The organism is Microcystis wesenbergii FACHB-1317 (assembly GCF_014696875.1).
Taxonomy (GTDB): Bacteria; Cyanobacteriota; Cyanobacteriia; order Cyanobacteriales; family Microcystaceae; genus Microcystis; species Microcystis wesenbergii_A.
This window is the reverse complement of record NZ_JACJQV010000134.1, coordinates 1-15,586: the sequence shown is the minus strand read 5'-3', so window position 1 is coordinate 15,586 and position 15,586 is coordinate 1. Positions and strand designations below refer to the sequence as shown.

Sequence of the window (15,586 nt, the reverse complement as noted above, 5' to 3'; positions counted from 1 at the left end):
TTGAGAATTTGGCTGACAAGTTGGGGGTAAAACGGGGATTCCTTTAGTGACAAAAGGTTCAGCATAAGCTAATATTAAAGTTGCTATTGAATGGGAATTTAACCAAGATAAGGGAGGTTAGTATGCAAGTTCAAATCGAAAAACGGTATTATACACCCGAAGAATATTGTCAGCTAGAAGAAACAGCAGAATACAAAAATGAATATCTAGATGGAGAAATTATTCCAATGGTAGGAACAACTACTAATCATAATCTGATTGCTTTGAATTTCTGTAAAAATTTTCCGACTGGGATTAACAATGAAGATTATTGGGCTTTTATGAGTGATGTCCGGTTATGGATGCCGACATATCGCTTTTATACTTATCCTGATGTCATGGTGATTAAAGGCAAACCATTATATGAAGGAAAAGGCACAAATACCGTAACTAATGCGTTAATCATTGTCGAGGTTTTATCAAAATCAACTAGAGATTATGACCGCACTGATAAGTTTAAGTTTTATCGCTCCATTCCTGACTTTAAGGAATATATTTTGATTGATCAATATCGTTATTATGTAGAACAATTTTATCAACAAGATAATGGAGAATGGTTATTTAAAGTTTATGAATCAGACAAGGATGTTTTAAGGTTTTATTCTGTAGATTTTCAAATTTCACTGCTGGATATTTATCAACGAATTGATTTTAATTTAAGTGAAGAATAATGATTAAATCCCATCTCAATTATCTACCAAAATCAGTTGATATTGCGATTCTCAAGATCAAGAAGGAAACCCAATAAAAAAATAAGAGAACCGAAATAGCGATCGCTCGTTCAGACAGATTTAGTTGTTGACTGTTGGGTTTCCCTTTCCCCTAAAATTGAGAGGTTTTCTTTAACCTATTGATTCGCTCAACCCAACCTACAAAATTAGACTGTGATTAAGTATTGACTGATTCTAGATGCCTTAAAATCTGTTCTCTTAAATTATCCAAATAATTCTCTACCACATCCCAAACTGTATTAAGGTCAATTCCTCCTAAACAATCATGTACTAAAATATTCCTAAAACCAGAAATATTACGCCAGTCAACATCGGGAATATTTGCCTTTAATTCCTCCGAAAGCCGTTGAGTTGATTCTGCCAAGGTTTGTAAGCGTCTAATGATAGCATCGCTGATCATTGAATTAGCAAAAAACTCCTGTTTTCCTCCTTGGGAATACTCCTTAATTTTATCAATACAGTCTAAAATATATCCAAGATAAACTTGATCTTCATTCATAACTTAATTGCCTCCTTTAAGATTCGCTGTTTAATTAGATGATGAAGGCTTTCTTCAGTTACTACATCCACTTTACACCCTAAGAGATCCTCTAAATCAACTAATAATCCACCTGGAAACCAAGGGGATGTTTTAGCTAAATCATAATCAATTAAAAAATCAATATCACTATTTTCGGTTTCCTCACCTCTAGCAACGGAACCAAATACACGCACATTAAAAGCACCATGTTTGGTGGCAATTTTTAGGATATCCTCTCGTTTGTCTTGTATGAGTTGTTTTAGGGTCATAAAATAACATCCATCCCGAAGGTTTTTAATGAACAATTAACAGACTAGACTAGAAAAAACTAAATACTGATAACAATTATCGTCGGTTGGATTGACCCAAGGAAACCCAACTATAGACCCAAGGAAACCCCACAAAAAGCCATGAGAAGCGATCGCCTATTCAGACGGATTGAGGTGTTGGCTGTTGGGTTTCTAACTGGGATTGGTGCGTTACGCTAACGCTAACGCACCCTACAGGCTGATAACAATTATCGTCGGTTGGTTTGACGTAAGGAAACCCAACTATAGACCCAAGGAAACCCCACAAAAAGCCATGAGAAGCGATCGCCTATTGAGACGGATTTAGGTGTTGGCTGTTGGGTTTCGCTTCCCCCTAAAATTGAGAGGTTTTCTTTAACCCATTGATTCGCTCAACCCAACCGACGGACTCTCTTGTAGGTTGGGTTGACGTAAGGAAACCCAACTATAGACCCAAGGAAACCCCACAAAAAGCCATGAGAAGCGATCGCTCATTCAGACGGATTGAGGTGTTGGCTGTTGGGTTTCGCTTTCCCTTAGAATTGAGAGGTTTTCTTTAACCTATTGATTCGCTCAACCCAAGAAAAAGAACTAGACCGCGCCTAATAGCCGTAGGGCTTCCATAACCGCTTCATATAACGCCGCGTTTCCTTGCTGGCGGGACAGTTCGGCGGCTTGTCGCAAATCTCTGATCGCTTTTTCCCTTTCTAGTCGATAGTAGTAAAGAACCCCGCGATTGTGGTAAGCCACGGCGAATCGGGGATTAATGTTGATCGCCTGATTGAAATCGGACAGGGCGAGGTCGGCTTTTCCCTGTTCGTAGTAAAGATTCCCGCGATTGTTGTAAGCTTCGGCCAATCGGGGATTAATGTTGAGCGCCTGATTGTAATCGGACAGGGCGAGGTCTGGTTTCCCCTGTTTGTCGTAAAGAGTCCCGCGATTGCTGTAAGCCAGAGCTAATCGGGGATTAATGTTGAGCGCCTGATTGTAATCGGACAGGGCGAGGTCGGGTTTCCCCTGTTCACCGTAAAGAAGCCCCCGATTGCTGTAAGCTTCGGCGAAGCGGGGATTAATGTTGATCGCCTGATTGTAATCGGACAGGGCGAGGTCGGGTTTCCCCTGTTCACCGTAAAGAAGCCCCCGATTGCTGTAAGCTTCGGCGAAGCGGGGATTAATGTTGATCGCTTTGTTGAATTCAGCGAGGGCGCGGTCGGGTTTCCCCTGATCGTAGTAAAGAAGCCCGCGACCGTTGTAAGCTTCGGCGAAGCGGGGATTAATGTTGATCGCCTGATTGTAATCGGACAGGGCGCGGTCGGGTTTCCCCTGATCGTAGTAAAGAAGCCCGCGACCGTTGTAAGCTTCGGCCAATCGGGGATTAATGTTGAGCGCTTTGTTGAATTCAGCGAGGGCGAGGTCGGGTTTCTCCTGTTGTCGGTAAAGAAGCCCGCGATTGCTGTAAGCCAGGGCTAATCGGGGATTAATGTTGAGCGCCTGATTGTAATCGGACAGGGCGAGGTCTGGTTTCCCCTGTCCGAGGTAAAGAAACCCGCGATTGTTGTAAGCTTCGGCTAATCGGGGATTAATGTTGAGCGCTTTGTTGTAATCGGACAGGGCGAGGTCGGGTTTCTCCTGTTGTTCGTAAAGAAACCCGCGATTGAGGTAAGCCTCGGCGTATCGGGGATCAATGTTGATCGCTTTGGTAAATTCAGCGAGGGCGAGATCGTATTTTTTCTGTTGGATGTAGCCAACTCCCCGGTTATAGTGGCCGATCGCGTCTTGATTGTTCCCTTGAGCGATCTGGGTTTCGGCTGGTTGTCGGCTCTCTAGTGCCATGACGGGGCGAACAGTCGCGAGGGTGGAAAGGCTGATTAGGCTGACGGTGGTAAGAAGGGCAAAGGATTTCATGGCTAGTTCCTCACTGGGGATGATTTTAAATTCTACTTAGGGTTTGCTGAATATCGGTGTAAATCCTGCTAAAAAAGGTTTTTGGGCTAAAAAAGCCTAAAAATATTATCCAACAAGGTTTTTAGATTTATTCAGCAACCCCTACTTAATTCATAGGCTGCTTTTTTGGGAATATGCAGAATAGGCTTTTTTTGTCTAAAAAGCACTAGGCTACTACTATCTAAAGTAATTAGAAAGTAGTAAGAGCGATCACTTTTTTTTAAATCCTACAGTAATCATAGCAATTATTGTCGGTCAAACTTATCTTTTCTCTTGGGGTAAATCGTCAATTAATTACCTTACTCCTCTTCTCTACTCATTAAAGTAGCGACTAAGAAATTCTTGGGGAGTAATGATTGTAATTCTTTGATTTTTAGCTAATTTAAGGATTTTACCCGGAACTCCTCCCCACAACAATCCTGAAATCCAAACATTGACATCTAGAACAACTTTCATGAGTTGGCGCGTCTAATTTGGCGAGCTTCTTTAATCATCTGGCTAATCTCAGCTAGAGTCGGTTGATTGGGGTCTGGTTCCATTGCTTCTAGTCGCTCAAAGAATTGCTCTAGATTGACTTTATCTTGATGAACTTTTTTGAGAATGATGGAGTCTTCCGTCAGGGAAATCATGTATTTATCTCCTGGGTTGAGGCGGGTTTGAACTTCAGGAGGAAGTTCGAGGTTTCCTTCTCGATTGATTTGTATGAGTAGCTCTTTGGTCATCGGCTTCAAAATCAACTTTATTAGCTTTAGCTGTTAAACAGACTTTATAAATAATCTGATCAAGTTAATTATATATTTTTTAGCGAATTTTTCAAGCTAGGGCTTGCTACCTTGTAATCTAATCCTGGAATTGATGGCGCTCGGCGATTCGAGTCTGGAGAGATAATGTTTCTCCCTCTACATTTATACTACCCCAAGAGAGTCCTTCCACAGAATCAATACCACTGGCTACTTGATAACGGATCCGGAACGGTTATTAGCGACGCTTGAGGGAAACCCAACCACACCAATGTCGTCAAGAATGTTGGGTTTACCTCAAACCATTGAATCGAGCAGTTTTCTCCTAAGTATTAAATCGCTCAACCCAAACTACAAGCTTCTATCTGATAACTGATAACTGATAACTGATAACTGATAACTGATTAAGACTTCACCCCCAGATTAAAGAAAATCGTCCCCCGACGCACAGAATTTTCACTGCCTTGGCTGCTAATAGTAAGAGAACGCAGATTATTAAATAAAGGCTTAATCGATAATTCTAACACCCGCACGATCGGGAATTTTGCCTCGATTACCGGTTGCAATTGTCGCCAATCGACGTAAAAATAACCATCATTTTCTGCGGGTAGAGCAGTAATTGCCTGTCGAAACTTACCACTACTTAAAATGGGGTTTTTCTGTGCAGATAAAGCTAAACCCATCGCTTCCACAGAACTAGCGATAATTTCATAATTATCGACCCTGGTATGCACTCCCGTCACGAGCGTTTCTAGTTGCGCTTTTCCTCCTGGGACCGCCGTGGTTAACTTTGTCCAAGCTGTCACCGTTCGATCGAGTAAAGGCAGATTAATCACATTATAGCCGCGACTGCGGGCCAACTCATCCAAATGCTCGATCGCACTGTCCACCTCTACCCCCATCACCCGTTCCCCTAGAAAAACACTATCGGGTTCCATCCCCTTTGAACTAGGTACGAGAGCGAGGCTATATTCGCCTCTAACCCAGCTAAAAACGTCTTCAGGCAAATTTAAACCTAAAGGCGACTGGAAGCGGTTTAAGACCTGTGTTATTAATTCCTGTAGGGGACTATCTGCTTCTAACCCCTCCTCTACCTGAGTCCAAAAACGATTTAAATCGCGACTAGCGGCGACTAAAAGGCTATTTTCGCCGATAAAAGATAATGCTCCCACGGGACTAGATAAAATTGGTGCTTGGTCATCCTGTCCTAAAACCCCAATTAAGGCGGTTTGGGCGACTATTCCCCCGGATTTGAGGGTAAAAGCCGTGGCTAATCGTTGTTTTGCTTCGGGACTCTCCGGGACGGGTTGATTCGCAATCCAAGCCGATAACGGGGGTAAATTGCCGTAAACGATAGCTATACGCGGTTCGGTGATATTTTTGAGGGCTTCTCGGTAATCGGGGCTATTTTTTAGGTTTAAATCCGGTACTTGCACGTTATTAAGTGCCTCGCGCAAAACCTTGATATTATTGGCAAAAAGCACCGTATCACCCACCACGGCACTAGCGAGAAAACGATTATTATCTCCCGCGGTCAAGGGACGTTGATAAATCAGGTTAACTCCCTTGTAGAGTTCAAAAACAAGGTCAAATTTGCCCGAAACCGCCTGTTTTGAGTAGGAAGCTTGCAGAAATTCCTTAGCGCGTTCACCATCTTTACTTTGAATTGCCAAAAGATAACCCGGTTGGATACCATTATCGGTATCGCGATCGAAATCTAGGGAAGTAACAGCGAGAGTAATTTCCTCCCCTAACCAGGGTTTGATTTCCTTTTGATAATTTAACCCCGTTTTACCGAGCAGACTTTTTTCTAAATCCTTAATTTCTTGGTGGGAACGTCGTCGATTAGCCGGTGTAGCGATTAATTGACCAAAAGACTCTAAACGTTCGGGATTGACCAGCAAGGATACCATAACCGGGGCCTGTTTCGGCACAAAAATCGCCGCCGCCGGTTCCCGCAGCACCCCACCTTTGAGCAAAGACAGAGGACTATCGGCGAGAATCCAAGCAAAACTGGCTGTAGCGACTCCTAGGAGAATGATTACCGTCGCACCTAAAATATAGAAAAACGATCGCAATTTCACAACCTTGTCCCGAGATGAACCATTAGCTATTTTAAGCCAGCAATTGACCCAAGAATTTCGATCGCTACAATTCTTACCAGACTGACAACCGATAACTCGCCACCGATAACTAATTTTTACCAGCCTTTTTCCGCTTGAGCGAGGACATAGTTAGCTACAGCTTCGATATCTTCAGCGCTGAGACGACCACCGAAAGCGGGCATCGCCCCCATACCTTTGGTAACTTGGGTAACGATAGCTTCAACGGAATCTTTGCCGTATTTAGCTAAATCTTCTTTTTTCAGGGTTTTAGCGGCATTAACCACGTTTTTACCGCCCATGTGGCAGGAAGCGCAGTTAGCACTGAAAATCGAAGCCCCATCAGCTAAAGCGGGACGAGCCATACCGAATGTAACCACAGCCAAGAGCAAGCACAGGGAAATTAATAGTCTTTTCACGATTGGTTCTCCTCTATTTCTTAAGAAATTCCCCAACCATCGTCAGAAAAAACCGGTTTTCTTGTCAAAAGACAAGCTGTCAAACTTGGTGTAGAATTAATTCATGGGACAGTTAAAAGCAAACTTTTACTTTTTTGTCAAAAGACAGGCTGTCAAACTTGTCATCTTCCCTCGTGTAAAGGATTAACAAGCATGAAAAAATTAGGTTTATTGTTCGCTACCGTGGCTCTAGTCCTCTCTAGCTTCTTCTTCAACACTGCCGCGGCTTCCGCCGAAACCTTCACGGTGAAGATGGGCGGTGATGCAGGTACACTACAATTTGATCCCCCCGCCCTCACTATTAAAGCAGGAGATACGGTGAAATGGGTCAATAACAAACTTTCTCCCCATAACATAGTTTTCGATAGCACCAAGGTTCCCGAAGCCCAGGCTGCTAAATTATCCCATAAAGGTCTGGCTTTTTCCGCCGGGGAGTCCTTTGAAAGCACTTTCAGCGAACCGGGTACTTACACCTACTACTGCGAACCCCATCGCGGCGCCGGCATGGTCGGAACGATTACCGTTCAGTAATTGTCCGATTTTAACCAAAAATAACTCGCGGTTAACTGCCGCGGGTTGTTTTTTTGGGAATTATGAAGACTTTTCAGTTATCAGTAAACAGTAATCAGTAATCAGTGAGGTTCTTCAGTTTGTCTTATGCAACGGACAGGGTTATAAGGAATGAAACTCTTATAGAGAAAGACATTTGGCGATTTTTGTCAATTGTTTTTGAACTAGAACGAACTCATCAATTAAGTTTTTTGCCAGATAAGGATTTAGTCGATTTATGCCCCCCGAGCGAACCATACCAAGTTCAGTAATCAGTAAACAGTAATCAGTGAACTGAAAACTCGCATCTGATAACTGATAACTGATAACTGATAACTGAAAGGGCTGTCTCCTGAAATATAAAGTCTCGGTTACAAAACTGACTTCCGAGCAATTCTCACCCCACCATAGAAACAGAAGCCCCTAGAAAAATCAGCCATGAAAGAACACGATGTCGTTATAGTGGGTGGTGGGTTAGCAGGATGCCGCGCCGCCTTAGAAATCAAACGCCTCAACCCGACTATCGATGTTGCTGTCGTTGCCAAAACCCACCCAATTCGTTCCCACTCCGTCGCTGCCCAGGGAGGTATCGCCGCCGCCCTGCAAAACGTTGACCCCAAAGATAATCCCAAGGCCCACGCCTACGATACTGTCAAAGGTTCCGATTTTCTGGCTGACCAGGATGCGGTGGATATCCTCACCCGAGAAGCCCCCGAAGTTATCATCGAATTGGAACATCTAGGCGTGTTATTCTCCCGTCTCGAAGATGGACGCATTGCCCAAAGAGCCTTTGGCGGTCACAGCCATAACCGTGCCTGTTACGCCGCCGATAAAACCGGTCACGCCATGCTGCACGAATTAGTCAGCAATTTACACCGTAATCAGGTAAAAATCTACGATGAATGGTATGTTTTGCGTCTTATCCTCGAAGAAGGTACGGCCAAAGGCGTGGTTATGTACCAAATCGCCACCGGACAGTTAGAAATCCTCCGGGCAAAAGCAATTATGTTCGGTACGGGGGGCTATGGTCGCGTTTATAACACCACCTCCAACGATTTCGCCTGTACGGGAGACGGTTTAGCTTTATCGGCAAAAGCGGGTATTCCCCTAGAAGACATGGAATTTGTCCAATTTCACCCCACGGGACTCTATCCCGTCGGTGTTTTAATCTCGGAAGCAGTCCGGGGTGAAGGGGCTTATTTAATCAATAGCGAAGGTCGTCGTTTTATGGAAGACTACGCCCCCTCGCGCATGGAATTAGCCCCCCGGGACATCACTTCCCGGGCCATTACCCTAGAAATTCGCGCCGGCCGGGGGGTAAATCTGGACGGTAGCGCCGGGGGTCCCTTTGTCTATCTGGATTTACGCCATTTAGGCCGGGAAAAAATTATGAGTCGCATTCCCTTCTGTTGGGAGGAGGCCCACCGTCTCGTCGGTGTCGATGCGGTAGAGGAACCGATGCCTGTACGTCCGACAGTTCACTATTGTATGGGCGGCATTCCCGTTAATACCGATGGTCGCGTTCGCTTAAGTGCCGATACCCTCAGCGAAGGCTTTTTCTCCGCCGGGGAATGTTCCTGTGTCTCCGTTCACGGGGCCAATCGTTTGGGCAGTAATTCCCTGTTAGAATGTGTGGTCTATGGGAGAAGAACCGGCAAATCGATCGCTAAATACGTCGAAAAACGCGCTTTTCCCGTCTTTAATCCCGATATTTACCTTCAGGATGCCAAAGAGGAAATCACCGCTTTATTGACCAAAAAAGGCACGATTCGCATCGGTCAACTACGTCAGGAATTCCAAGACTGTATGACCCAACATTGCGGCGTTTTTCGCACCGAAGCGACCATGCGCGAGGGAATTAAACAAATCGGCGAATTAAAGCGCAAATACGAGCAGATTTACCTGGATGATAGGGGGGATTGCTGGAATACGGAACTAATCGAGGCCTGGGAATTACAAAGTCTCATGGTGGTGGGGGAAATTATCCTCACCTCTGCCCTCAATCGTCAAGAAAGCCGAGGGGCCCACTCCCGCGAGGATTTTCCCCAACGGGATGACCAAAATTTCCTTCAGCATACCCTCGCCTATTATTCCCCCTCCGGCATCGATATCGACTATATGCCCGTAGTGATTCAGGATTTCACCCCCGTGGAACGTAAGTATTAACCTCTGGTCGGACGGTAAATGTAAAGGAATATTACAAACTCCTTGGCATTTACCGAAATTTAGTTCTATACTAAATAAAGCAACGCGGGATAGAGCAGTCTGGTAGCTCGTCGGGCTCATAACCCGAAGGTCAGTGGTTCAAATCCGCTTCCCGCCATTAACCTGAAATAGTCCTAATACTAGAAGCCTAGCTTTTTATTCTGGGCTAGTTTTTACTGCTGCTATGACCAGAAATTTGGCTAGAAACCTTTAGCGTAAGAAATTCAAAGAATGCTAGAGTAATTTTGGGTTTATGGCATAGAACGAGTTAGTTAGGACGCTTTCAATTTTCAAACTCTTATCGGTCAAGGGTTTCAGCGATTGATTGTCCTAACCACCCCGCTCTTTGCTATAGAAGGATATTATCTTGGCATTTTGTCTGCTAATTCACCATAAAGAGTAACCAAGAGCCTTATTTCGCCGATTTTTTCGGCCACTGTTGACGGTGATAACTGCTATACTGCCCATGAACATTGACCAGATAGGGAACTAGATAGGGTCTGCTGAAAAAGTTTGTTGGTGGGGGCAGGGTGTGGGGTGTGGGGTGTGGGGTGTAGGGTTTTACCGATTTTGAGGTAGTCAGTTACCTAATTTTCAGGGAAAAAGTACCTGAATTTTACCCCGATCCCTCCAAAGGTCGGCACTTTTTGAGGAAAAAAAAGTCTAAAAGCCTTATCCAACAAGGTTTTTAGATTTATTCAGCAAGCCCTAGATAAGTCACTAATGTCGCCAGCCAGCGATCGCCTGTCATACGGCGGTAGATTATAGCATAACCGTGGTTAATCGTCAATAAAATTGTCCCCACCACTACAGCCACTTTTATCCCAGTGGGGGCAAATTGGGGGGATAATAAAGCCCGAAAATAGCCGATAATCCCTTTCATTACCTATAAATCGCACTCTATCAGGCGAGTAAAACAAAAAGTCACCATTTTTAACCCGTAGGGAGACTTCCACCAGAGAGCGGGAAAACAGCCTTGAGGAGCTGCTAGACTAAAATCCCAGTGATCATAATCATCAATACGCCATTCATCTTTGTCGCGCCATCCCACCAATTCCCCAAATTTTCTAATCGTTTCTGCGTCTTGGGTACGCAGGGTGTTAATATCACCTCCGGCGGCAAAATATAACTTCACCTGATTGCTAAAACCGAAATGATCGCCGCTATAATTTTTCCAAAGGCGATCGAGTACCCGAATCACATTAACGGGAAACCGCATCATATCCTCTGGGGTTAAAGTATCGCGGGTTCTGCCGGCAGCTTCGAGGATAACTCGCAGAGTTTCTGCGTCTGCTTCCCTAAAGTTCCCCTCAGCTAGGAATTGCTGTAATTTACCATAGCGCTCGATGTCTGGTACTAACATCTGCCGCGCTTCGATGAGGGCAACCCGTTCGGTTAAAGATTGCAATTGAGCTAAAATATCCTGAAGTTGGGCGTTAATATCTGACATAAATGTAAAGGGGGTTTGTTTACTGCAAAAATTACCGATTTATCGGCAGAATAATTATTGATTTACCGCTTCTAATCGCGACTTGACAAAGCGGTTCATCCATGCTTCTAGATAGATGCGATTGGCTTTTTGTTCTTTTAAATCTGTGGTAGTTAAAGGATAGGGTGCTAATCCTTGAATGGCTGCCGTTGTCACACAAAACATCGACTTTTGAAAAGTTTCGCAGATCTGGACTAATAAATCTTCCTCTTGACGAAAACTCTTTTTATAAATGTCGTGCAGATAATCTGGTAAAAAGTGACGCATATCCTGCATTAATAGTGTGGGAGGAATCCCTGCACCTCCGATGGGTAAAGGATCTGCATACAAAGCACCATAGGCAAACATTCCCTGATCGTAGGGAATTTGATAGGCTTGGGCATTATAGGAAATTGTACCGGGGAAAGGTGTTCCGCGAAAGAAAACCGCCTCAACGTAGGGGATTGCTGTATCTGCAAGAAAGGTTAATCCTGCCGATTTAGGGATAATATCATAGGTTTGTCCTTTGATTTTTACTTGATAGACAATTGGTTTACTAGCATTATCAACTAAATTTTTCTTAATGTGTGCCACCACTTCGGGAATATTGGTAATTTTTCTGGCATCGTAGAGATCGGATAAACTTAAAAAAGTATCGGCCATAATTCGCCAAAATTGACCTAAACCGCTATAGTAGGCCATCATCCGCATTTGTTCTGGCAAAAATTCAGGAAAGACTTTATTTAAACTTAAAACTAGGGGATTATTCCTAAATTTGGCTTGAATAACTTTGGCTGTCACTTCCCGAAAAGCGGCACTATCTACATAACTATCTAAACCACCCCCACCATGCCAAAACATGGCTTTCATACAGTATTCAGCATACTCAAAATTAATGCGATCATGCCACCAGTGTTGTAGTAATTTTTGCCAAGATACTTGACCATTAAAATATTTAAAGAAAGGGAAAAAGACCAAAAACTGATTTTCCGCAATATAAATTAAATTTTTGGAATAAGCATCTAACACCACTCCGTAACTTTTCAGGATACCCACTACCTCGATCAAATTCTGGGGAGTATCTTTTAACAATGCTTCCCCAGCAGTGAGACGCTCAATATAGGATGCTAGGGGATGAGAGGAGGACTTGACAGGGATAGTAACCATGCTAGAAGCTTGATAAAATAACTTTCCTGATCTATTTTAACCCATAAAAGCACAACCAATTAGCGGCGGTGGCACGGCGAGTCATGCGGGGATTGAATTCGCCAATTTTATAACCGGTAAACCCCAATTTATCTTTTAATAATTGTTTATTTTCTGGCAAGATCGATCGAGTTAATTTTACTGTTGGGGGACGATTGGCAATAAAATCTGGGGGTTCGGGATATTCACGGCGCCAATCTTCCTCTACTTGACTATTATCCCATTTTCCTTGACTTTCATCGTAGCGATAACCTAAACTTTGCCAGACTAATTTATTAACGGTTTCGTCGTCAATTTCATCGTTAATAATCGCCCAAATTGTCTCTATATTTAATTCTGGTAGTTCCATAGATCAAGTCAATAGCAGATGGGAGGTGGGGTGTGGGGTGATACTAAATTCTTTGAGCATAGGCTACTTAGGAGGACAGGCAATGGGCAATAGGCAAAATGGGGAAGAAATAATCATTTTTTAATAACCGGATTTAGTATGATGGGGTGATGAAGAGATGGGAGATGGGAGCAAAAAACTGATTACTGATTACTGATCACTGACAAGGTTAACGGTTAAAATAACTGGTAAATAACATCATTGATCATCCCGTAAGCGTAGCCTATTTTGCCCCCTTCCAACGCCAAAATTATTTTTATCTTAACTATCGGTGTGGTGTCGGTTTCTGCATCGGCAATTTTTATCCGGTTAGCGATCGAAGCGGTAGGTAATGCTACGATCGCATTTAGTTTATTTTTAGCGACTTCCCGTCTGATCTTGGCTTCTGTTGTCCTAATTCCGAACTGGTTGACCTTATCACGCCAAAAAGTCCCTATTCAAGCCTATTATTACGCAGTGGGGGCAGGATTTTGTTTAGCTCTCCATTTTGCTACTTGGATTACTTCTCTATCCTACACCTCGATCGCCGCTTCCACCACTTTAGTCACCACTAATCCCCTCTGGGTTTCTCTGTTGGGTTGGTGGTGGTTTCGAGAAAAACCGACAAAATTAACTTTTATCGGCATTTTTGTGGCTCTAACGGGGGGATTATTGATTGTTTTAGCCGATCGAGATGTCAGTAGTTCTTATCCTAACCCTTTATTGGGCAATAGCTTGGCTTTAATTGGGGCAATTCTCGTCAGTGGTTATATTCTCCTCGGACGGGAAGCACAAAGAAAGGGCTTAAATATTAAGAATTATATAACTGTAGCCTACACTACCGCAGGATTAGCTTTATTACCCAATATTTTCTTCTTCGGTCAAGGTTACGAAAGCTATCCTTTGTCCGTGTATGTTTATGTGTTAATGATGGCGATTTTTCCGCAATTAATCGGTCATACTAGCTTTAACTGGGCTTTGCGATGGGTAGCACCGACAATAGTAACCATGGTAATTTTATTAGAGCCAATTGCCGCTAGTCTGTTAGGAGTGTTCATTTTTGGTGAAATACCCCCCCAAGAAGTCATTTATGGCGGATTAATTCTGTTAATTGGCGTAGGCATTGCTATTTTAGGCGCATAAGCTGTTACTGTATCTAAATTACTGGTTAAATGTAATCTCGATCGCCGATTGTGATCACAGACAAAGAATAGATTAGTGTACAATGCTAAATGGATGAGAGTTTAGACAATCTGACTCACTTGAGCAATAGGGGTTGCGGGGAATTAATTCCCTGACTAGAGTTAGAAATATCCCATCATCTGGGTACTCTCTAGTTGAGGACTAAAAAAAGCCAGTAGTTTTGAGGAAAAACTTGGGAGGATTAGGAAGTGAAATCAAAAGGAAAGGGGATACCGTTAAAACTGTCATCGTCTGAGTCAGGTTTCTCCCTGTTAGAAGTAATAATTGCCATTTTAACTATTACTGCTTTCTTAACGGGAACCCTACAGTTAATGGCAGTGGATGCCTTATATAAAGTTCGGTCAGAAAGACAAGCTCAAGCTAACTTTTGGATTCAAGAAGATTTTGAGGATGTCAAATATTTAGCTTCGGCTTTAGATGTCAAATCCGTGCCTGCCAACCCTAATGTTAGTGCGGATGTGTGTACAAATATCAATCAGGGTTATGCCACAGCTTTAAGAAGACAACTAACGGCTACTCCCCTCCCCACCCCTATACCGACGGACCCCCAATTAGTAGCGACCAGAACAATTGTCGGTAAAAACTATTCTCTCTATCGGACTTTTAATATTGATAACCAATCGGCTAATCCCCATCGCCTTCGTATAGAGTATAAGGTGAAGTTAGCTGATAATGAAATCGCTAATGACTATCAAACTCAAGAAAAAGACGAAAGAAGCGAACAAGAAGGAAAATTTCTTGCTAAAAGTTCTGTTGAGGTGATTCCCGATGCGTCGTTTGAATGTCCATAAAAATCAGGGTTTTACCCTGTTAGAAATTTTGGTAGCTTTGGCAATTACGGGAGTGCTTGCCGCCTTAACCCTGCCTAATTTATTAGCTTGGTTAAATAGCAATAAAGTCCAAGAAGCCACCGATTCTATACAATCAGCCCTAGAGGATGCCCAAAGACAAGCTGTCCGTCTAGGGAGAATTTGCACGATTAATTTTACTAACGGGACTGGCACTAATCCCACGGTTTACCGGCAGATAACCGCCAGTGAAGCAGGTTGTTTAGTGGCGACTAATACTAATGCGGGTTCCCTAAATCTGCCGCAGGAAGTATTTATGGTGGTGGATAATTTTCCAGATGTTCCCCCTGATGGTGACATTCCGGGGGTACAGTTTTCCTTTCGGGGTCATGTGCCGGGATTAAATTTTGAGGCGCCAGAAGATCAAGCCATCATCGTATTATATCCCGCTGCCAATGCCACCGCCGCGCCCTATCCCAACCAAGAAAGAAAGTGTATAGTTATCGCTTCTCTGCTAGGAATGGTTAAACAAGGCACTTATGACGGCGATTCTCTAACTGACCTCGATGCCAGTAATTGTCAAATCCGTCTCGATGGAACTCAACCCTAATCAGTTATCAGTTATCAGTTATCAGGTGTGAGTTATCAGTTATCCGTTACCAAATGTGAGTTATCAGGTGTGAGTTATCAGTTAAGCTAAGACGCATTTAAAACCCTTATTCTTAGATTAGCCCACCCCCCCGACGTTGGGGTAGGGCTGTTTCATTCTCCCATCAGAATATCAAAAGTAAAAGCGATCACTGTCAGGTAAAATGATAAGTGACCGGCAACTTTTCAAATATATGTTGAGCTTAATAGAAAAACTGAAACAAGTCAAGGACTTTCGGAAAGATCAAGGAAAAAGACACCCTTTATGGATAGTATTAGTAGTAATAATACTGGGAACAATGCTAGGATACTCAGGTTATAGAGAGCTAGG

The 15,586-nt window shown here is 43.4% G+C and carries 20 protein-coding genes and 1 tRNA gene; 9 read left to right on the top strand and 12 right to left on the bottom strand.

The window, feature by feature from the left end:
* Nucleotides 1–122 precede the first annotated feature (122 nt).
* Nucleotides 123–710: a Uma2 family endonuclease gene (locus H6F92_RS11675; protein ID WP_190357966.1), complete on the top strand. Its 588-nt coding sequence runs from the start codon at nt 123–125 to the stop codon at nt 708–710.
* Nucleotides 711–927: 217 nt separating this feature from the next.
* On the opposite strand, the gene H6F92_RS11670 is transcribed toward H6F92_RS11675, so the two are convergent.
* Together H6F92_RS11670 and H6F92_RS11665 are read right to left on the bottom strand one after the other, a co-directional pair.
* Complete coding sequence (locus tag H6F92_RS11670) at nt 928–1,269, bottom strand: HepT-like ribonuclease domain-containing protein (RefSeq protein ID WP_190357965.1); 342 nt, start codon at nt 1,267–1,269, stop codon at nt 928–930.
* Complete coding sequence (locus H6F92_RS11665) at nt 1,266–1,559, bottom strand: nucleotidyltransferase family protein (RefSeq protein ID WP_190357964.1); 294 nt, start codon at nt 1,557–1,559, stop codon at nt 1,266–1,268. Before H6F92_RS11665 ends, H6F92_RS11670 begins: the two co-directional genes overlap by 4 nt.
* A gap of 205 nt (nt 1,560–1,764) precedes the next feature.
* Here H6F92_RS11665 and H6F92_RS11660 point away from each other — a divergent pair, with 205 nt between their 5' ends.
* Nucleotides 1,765–1,905, top strand: coding sequence for a hypothetical protein (locus H6F92_RS11660; protein ID WP_190357963.1), 141 nt, complete (start codon nt 1,765–1,767; stop codon nt 1,903–1,905).
* 263 nt (nt 1,906–2,168) lie between these two features.
* On the opposite strand, the gene H6F92_RS11655 is transcribed toward H6F92_RS11660, so the two are convergent.
* The 5 genes from H6F92_RS11655 to petJ form a co-directional block, all read right to left on the bottom strand.
* On the bottom strand, nt 2,169–3,482 hold the full coding sequence (locus tag H6F92_RS11655; protein WP_190357962.1) for a tetratricopeptide repeat protein: 1,314 nt from the start codon (nt 3,480–3,482) through the stop codon (nt 2,169–2,171).
* A gap of 351 nt (nt 3,483–3,833) precedes the next feature.
* Nucleotides 3,834–3,977 carry a putative toxin-antitoxin system toxin component, PIN family gene (locus H6F92_RS11650; protein ID WP_072926101.1) on the bottom strand — a complete coding sequence of 48 codons (144 nt, stop codon included), beginning with the start codon at nt 3,975–3,977 and terminating at the stop codon, nt 3,834–3,836.
* Nucleotides 3,974–4,243 (bottom strand): hypothetical protein, encoded by a 270-nt coding sequence (locus H6F92_RS11645; RefSeq protein ID WP_002796343.1) that lies wholly within the window; start codon nt 4,241–4,243, stop codon nt 3,974–3,976. The genes H6F92_RS11650 and H6F92_RS11645 overlap by 4 nt, the downstream gene beginning before the upstream one ends.
* A gap of 422 nt (nt 4,244–4,665) precedes the next feature.
* Nucleotides 4,666–6,345 (bottom strand): DUF3352 domain-containing protein, encoded by a 1,680-nt coding sequence (locus H6F92_RS11640; protein ID WP_190357961.1) that lies wholly within the window; start codon nt 6,343–6,345, stop codon nt 4,666–4,668.
* Between the two features lie 116 nt (nt 6,346–6,461).
* Nucleotides 6,462–6,782: a cytochrome c6 PetJ gene (gene petJ, locus H6F92_RS11635; protein ID WP_002794566.1), complete on the bottom strand. Its 321-nt coding sequence runs from the start codon at nt 6,780–6,782 to the stop codon at nt 6,462–6,464.
* A 192-nt stretch (nt 6,783–6,974) separates the two neighbouring features.
* Between petJ and petE the strand changes: the two genes are divergently transcribed.
* The 3 genes from petE to H6F92_RS11620 all read left to right on the top strand — a co-directional run bounded on the left by petE (nt 6,975) and on the right by H6F92_RS11620 (nt 9,693).
* Complete coding sequence (gene petE, locus H6F92_RS11630) at nt 6,975–7,352, top strand: plastocyanin (protein WP_149978181.1); 378 nt, start codon at nt 6,975–6,977, stop codon at nt 7,350–7,352.
* Between the two features lie 456 nt (nt 7,353–7,808).
* Nucleotides 7,809–9,536 carry a succinate dehydrogenase/fumarate reductase flavoprotein subunit gene (locus tag H6F92_RS11625; RefSeq protein ID WP_190357960.1) on the top strand — a complete coding sequence of 576 codons (1,728 nt, stop codon included), beginning with the start codon at nt 7,809–7,811 and terminating at the stop codon, nt 9,534–9,536.
* An 83-nt stretch (nt 9,537–9,619) separates the two neighbouring features.
* Nucleotides 9,620–9,693 (top strand) — tRNA-Met (locus H6F92_RS11620).
* A 294-nt stretch (nt 9,694–9,987) separates the two neighbouring features.
* On the opposite strand, the gene H6F92_RS25960 is transcribed toward H6F92_RS11620, so the two are convergent.
* The 5 genes from H6F92_RS25960 to H6F92_RS11595 form a co-directional block, all read right to left on the bottom strand.
* The gene (locus tag H6F92_RS25960) at nt 9,988–10,056 is read right to left on the bottom strand and encodes a hypothetical protein (protein ID WP_242030103.1); all 69 of its coding nucleotides are present in this window, start codon (nt 10,054–10,056) and stop codon (nt 9,988–9,990) included.
* A gap of 213 nt (nt 10,057–10,269) precedes the next feature.
* On the bottom strand, nt 10,270–10,458 hold the full coding sequence (gene nrtS, locus H6F92_RS11610; RefSeq protein ID WP_190357959.1) for a nitrate/nitrite transporter NrtS: 189 nt from the start codon (nt 10,456–10,458) through the stop codon (nt 10,270–10,272).
* Between the two features lie 3 nt (nt 10,459–10,461).
* Nucleotides 10,462–11,025, bottom strand: coding sequence for a GUN4 domain-containing protein (locus tag H6F92_RS11605; RefSeq protein WP_190357958.1), 564 nt, complete (start codon nt 11,023–11,025; stop codon nt 10,462–10,464).
* 54 nt (nt 11,026–11,079) lie between these two features.
* Nucleotides 11,080–12,210, bottom strand: a complete 1,131-nt coding sequence (locus H6F92_RS11600; RefSeq protein ID WP_190357957.1) for a CO2 hydration protein — start codon at nt 12,208–12,210, stop codon at nt 11,080–11,082.
* A gap of 31 nt (nt 12,211–12,241) precedes the next feature.
* Nucleotides 12,242–12,598 (bottom strand): DUF1823 family protein, encoded by a 357-nt coding sequence (locus H6F92_RS11595; RefSeq protein WP_190357956.1) that lies wholly within the window; start codon nt 12,596–12,598, stop codon nt 12,242–12,244.
* 267 nt (nt 12,599–12,865) lie between these two features.
* On the opposite strand from H6F92_RS11595, the gene H6F92_RS11590 reads away from it, so the two are divergent.
* The 4 genes from H6F92_RS11590 to H6F92_RS11575 all read left to right on the top strand — a co-directional run.
* A complete protein-coding gene (locus H6F92_RS11590) occupies nt 12,866–13,759 on the top strand; it encodes a DMT family transporter (RefSeq protein ID WP_190357955.1) in 894 nt (297 codons plus the stop codon).
* A 308-nt stretch (nt 13,760–14,067) separates the two neighbouring features.
* Nucleotides 14,068–14,610, top strand: coding sequence for a type 4 pilin (locus H6F92_RS11585; protein WP_190357974.1), 543 nt, complete (start codon nt 14,068–14,070; stop codon nt 14,608–14,610).
* The gene (locus H6F92_RS11580; RefSeq protein WP_190357954.1) at nt 14,588–15,217 is read left to right on the top strand and encodes a pilus assembly FimT family protein; all 630 of its coding nucleotides are present in this window, start codon (nt 14,588–14,590) and stop codon (nt 15,215–15,217) included. The genes H6F92_RS11585 and H6F92_RS11580 overlap by 23 nt, the downstream gene beginning before the upstream one ends.
* A 232-nt stretch (nt 15,218–15,449) precedes the next feature.
* Nucleotides 15,450–15,586 (top strand): transposase family protein (locus H6F92_RS11575; protein ID WP_190357953.1); only part of this gene is annotated, 137 nt, incomplete at its 3' end.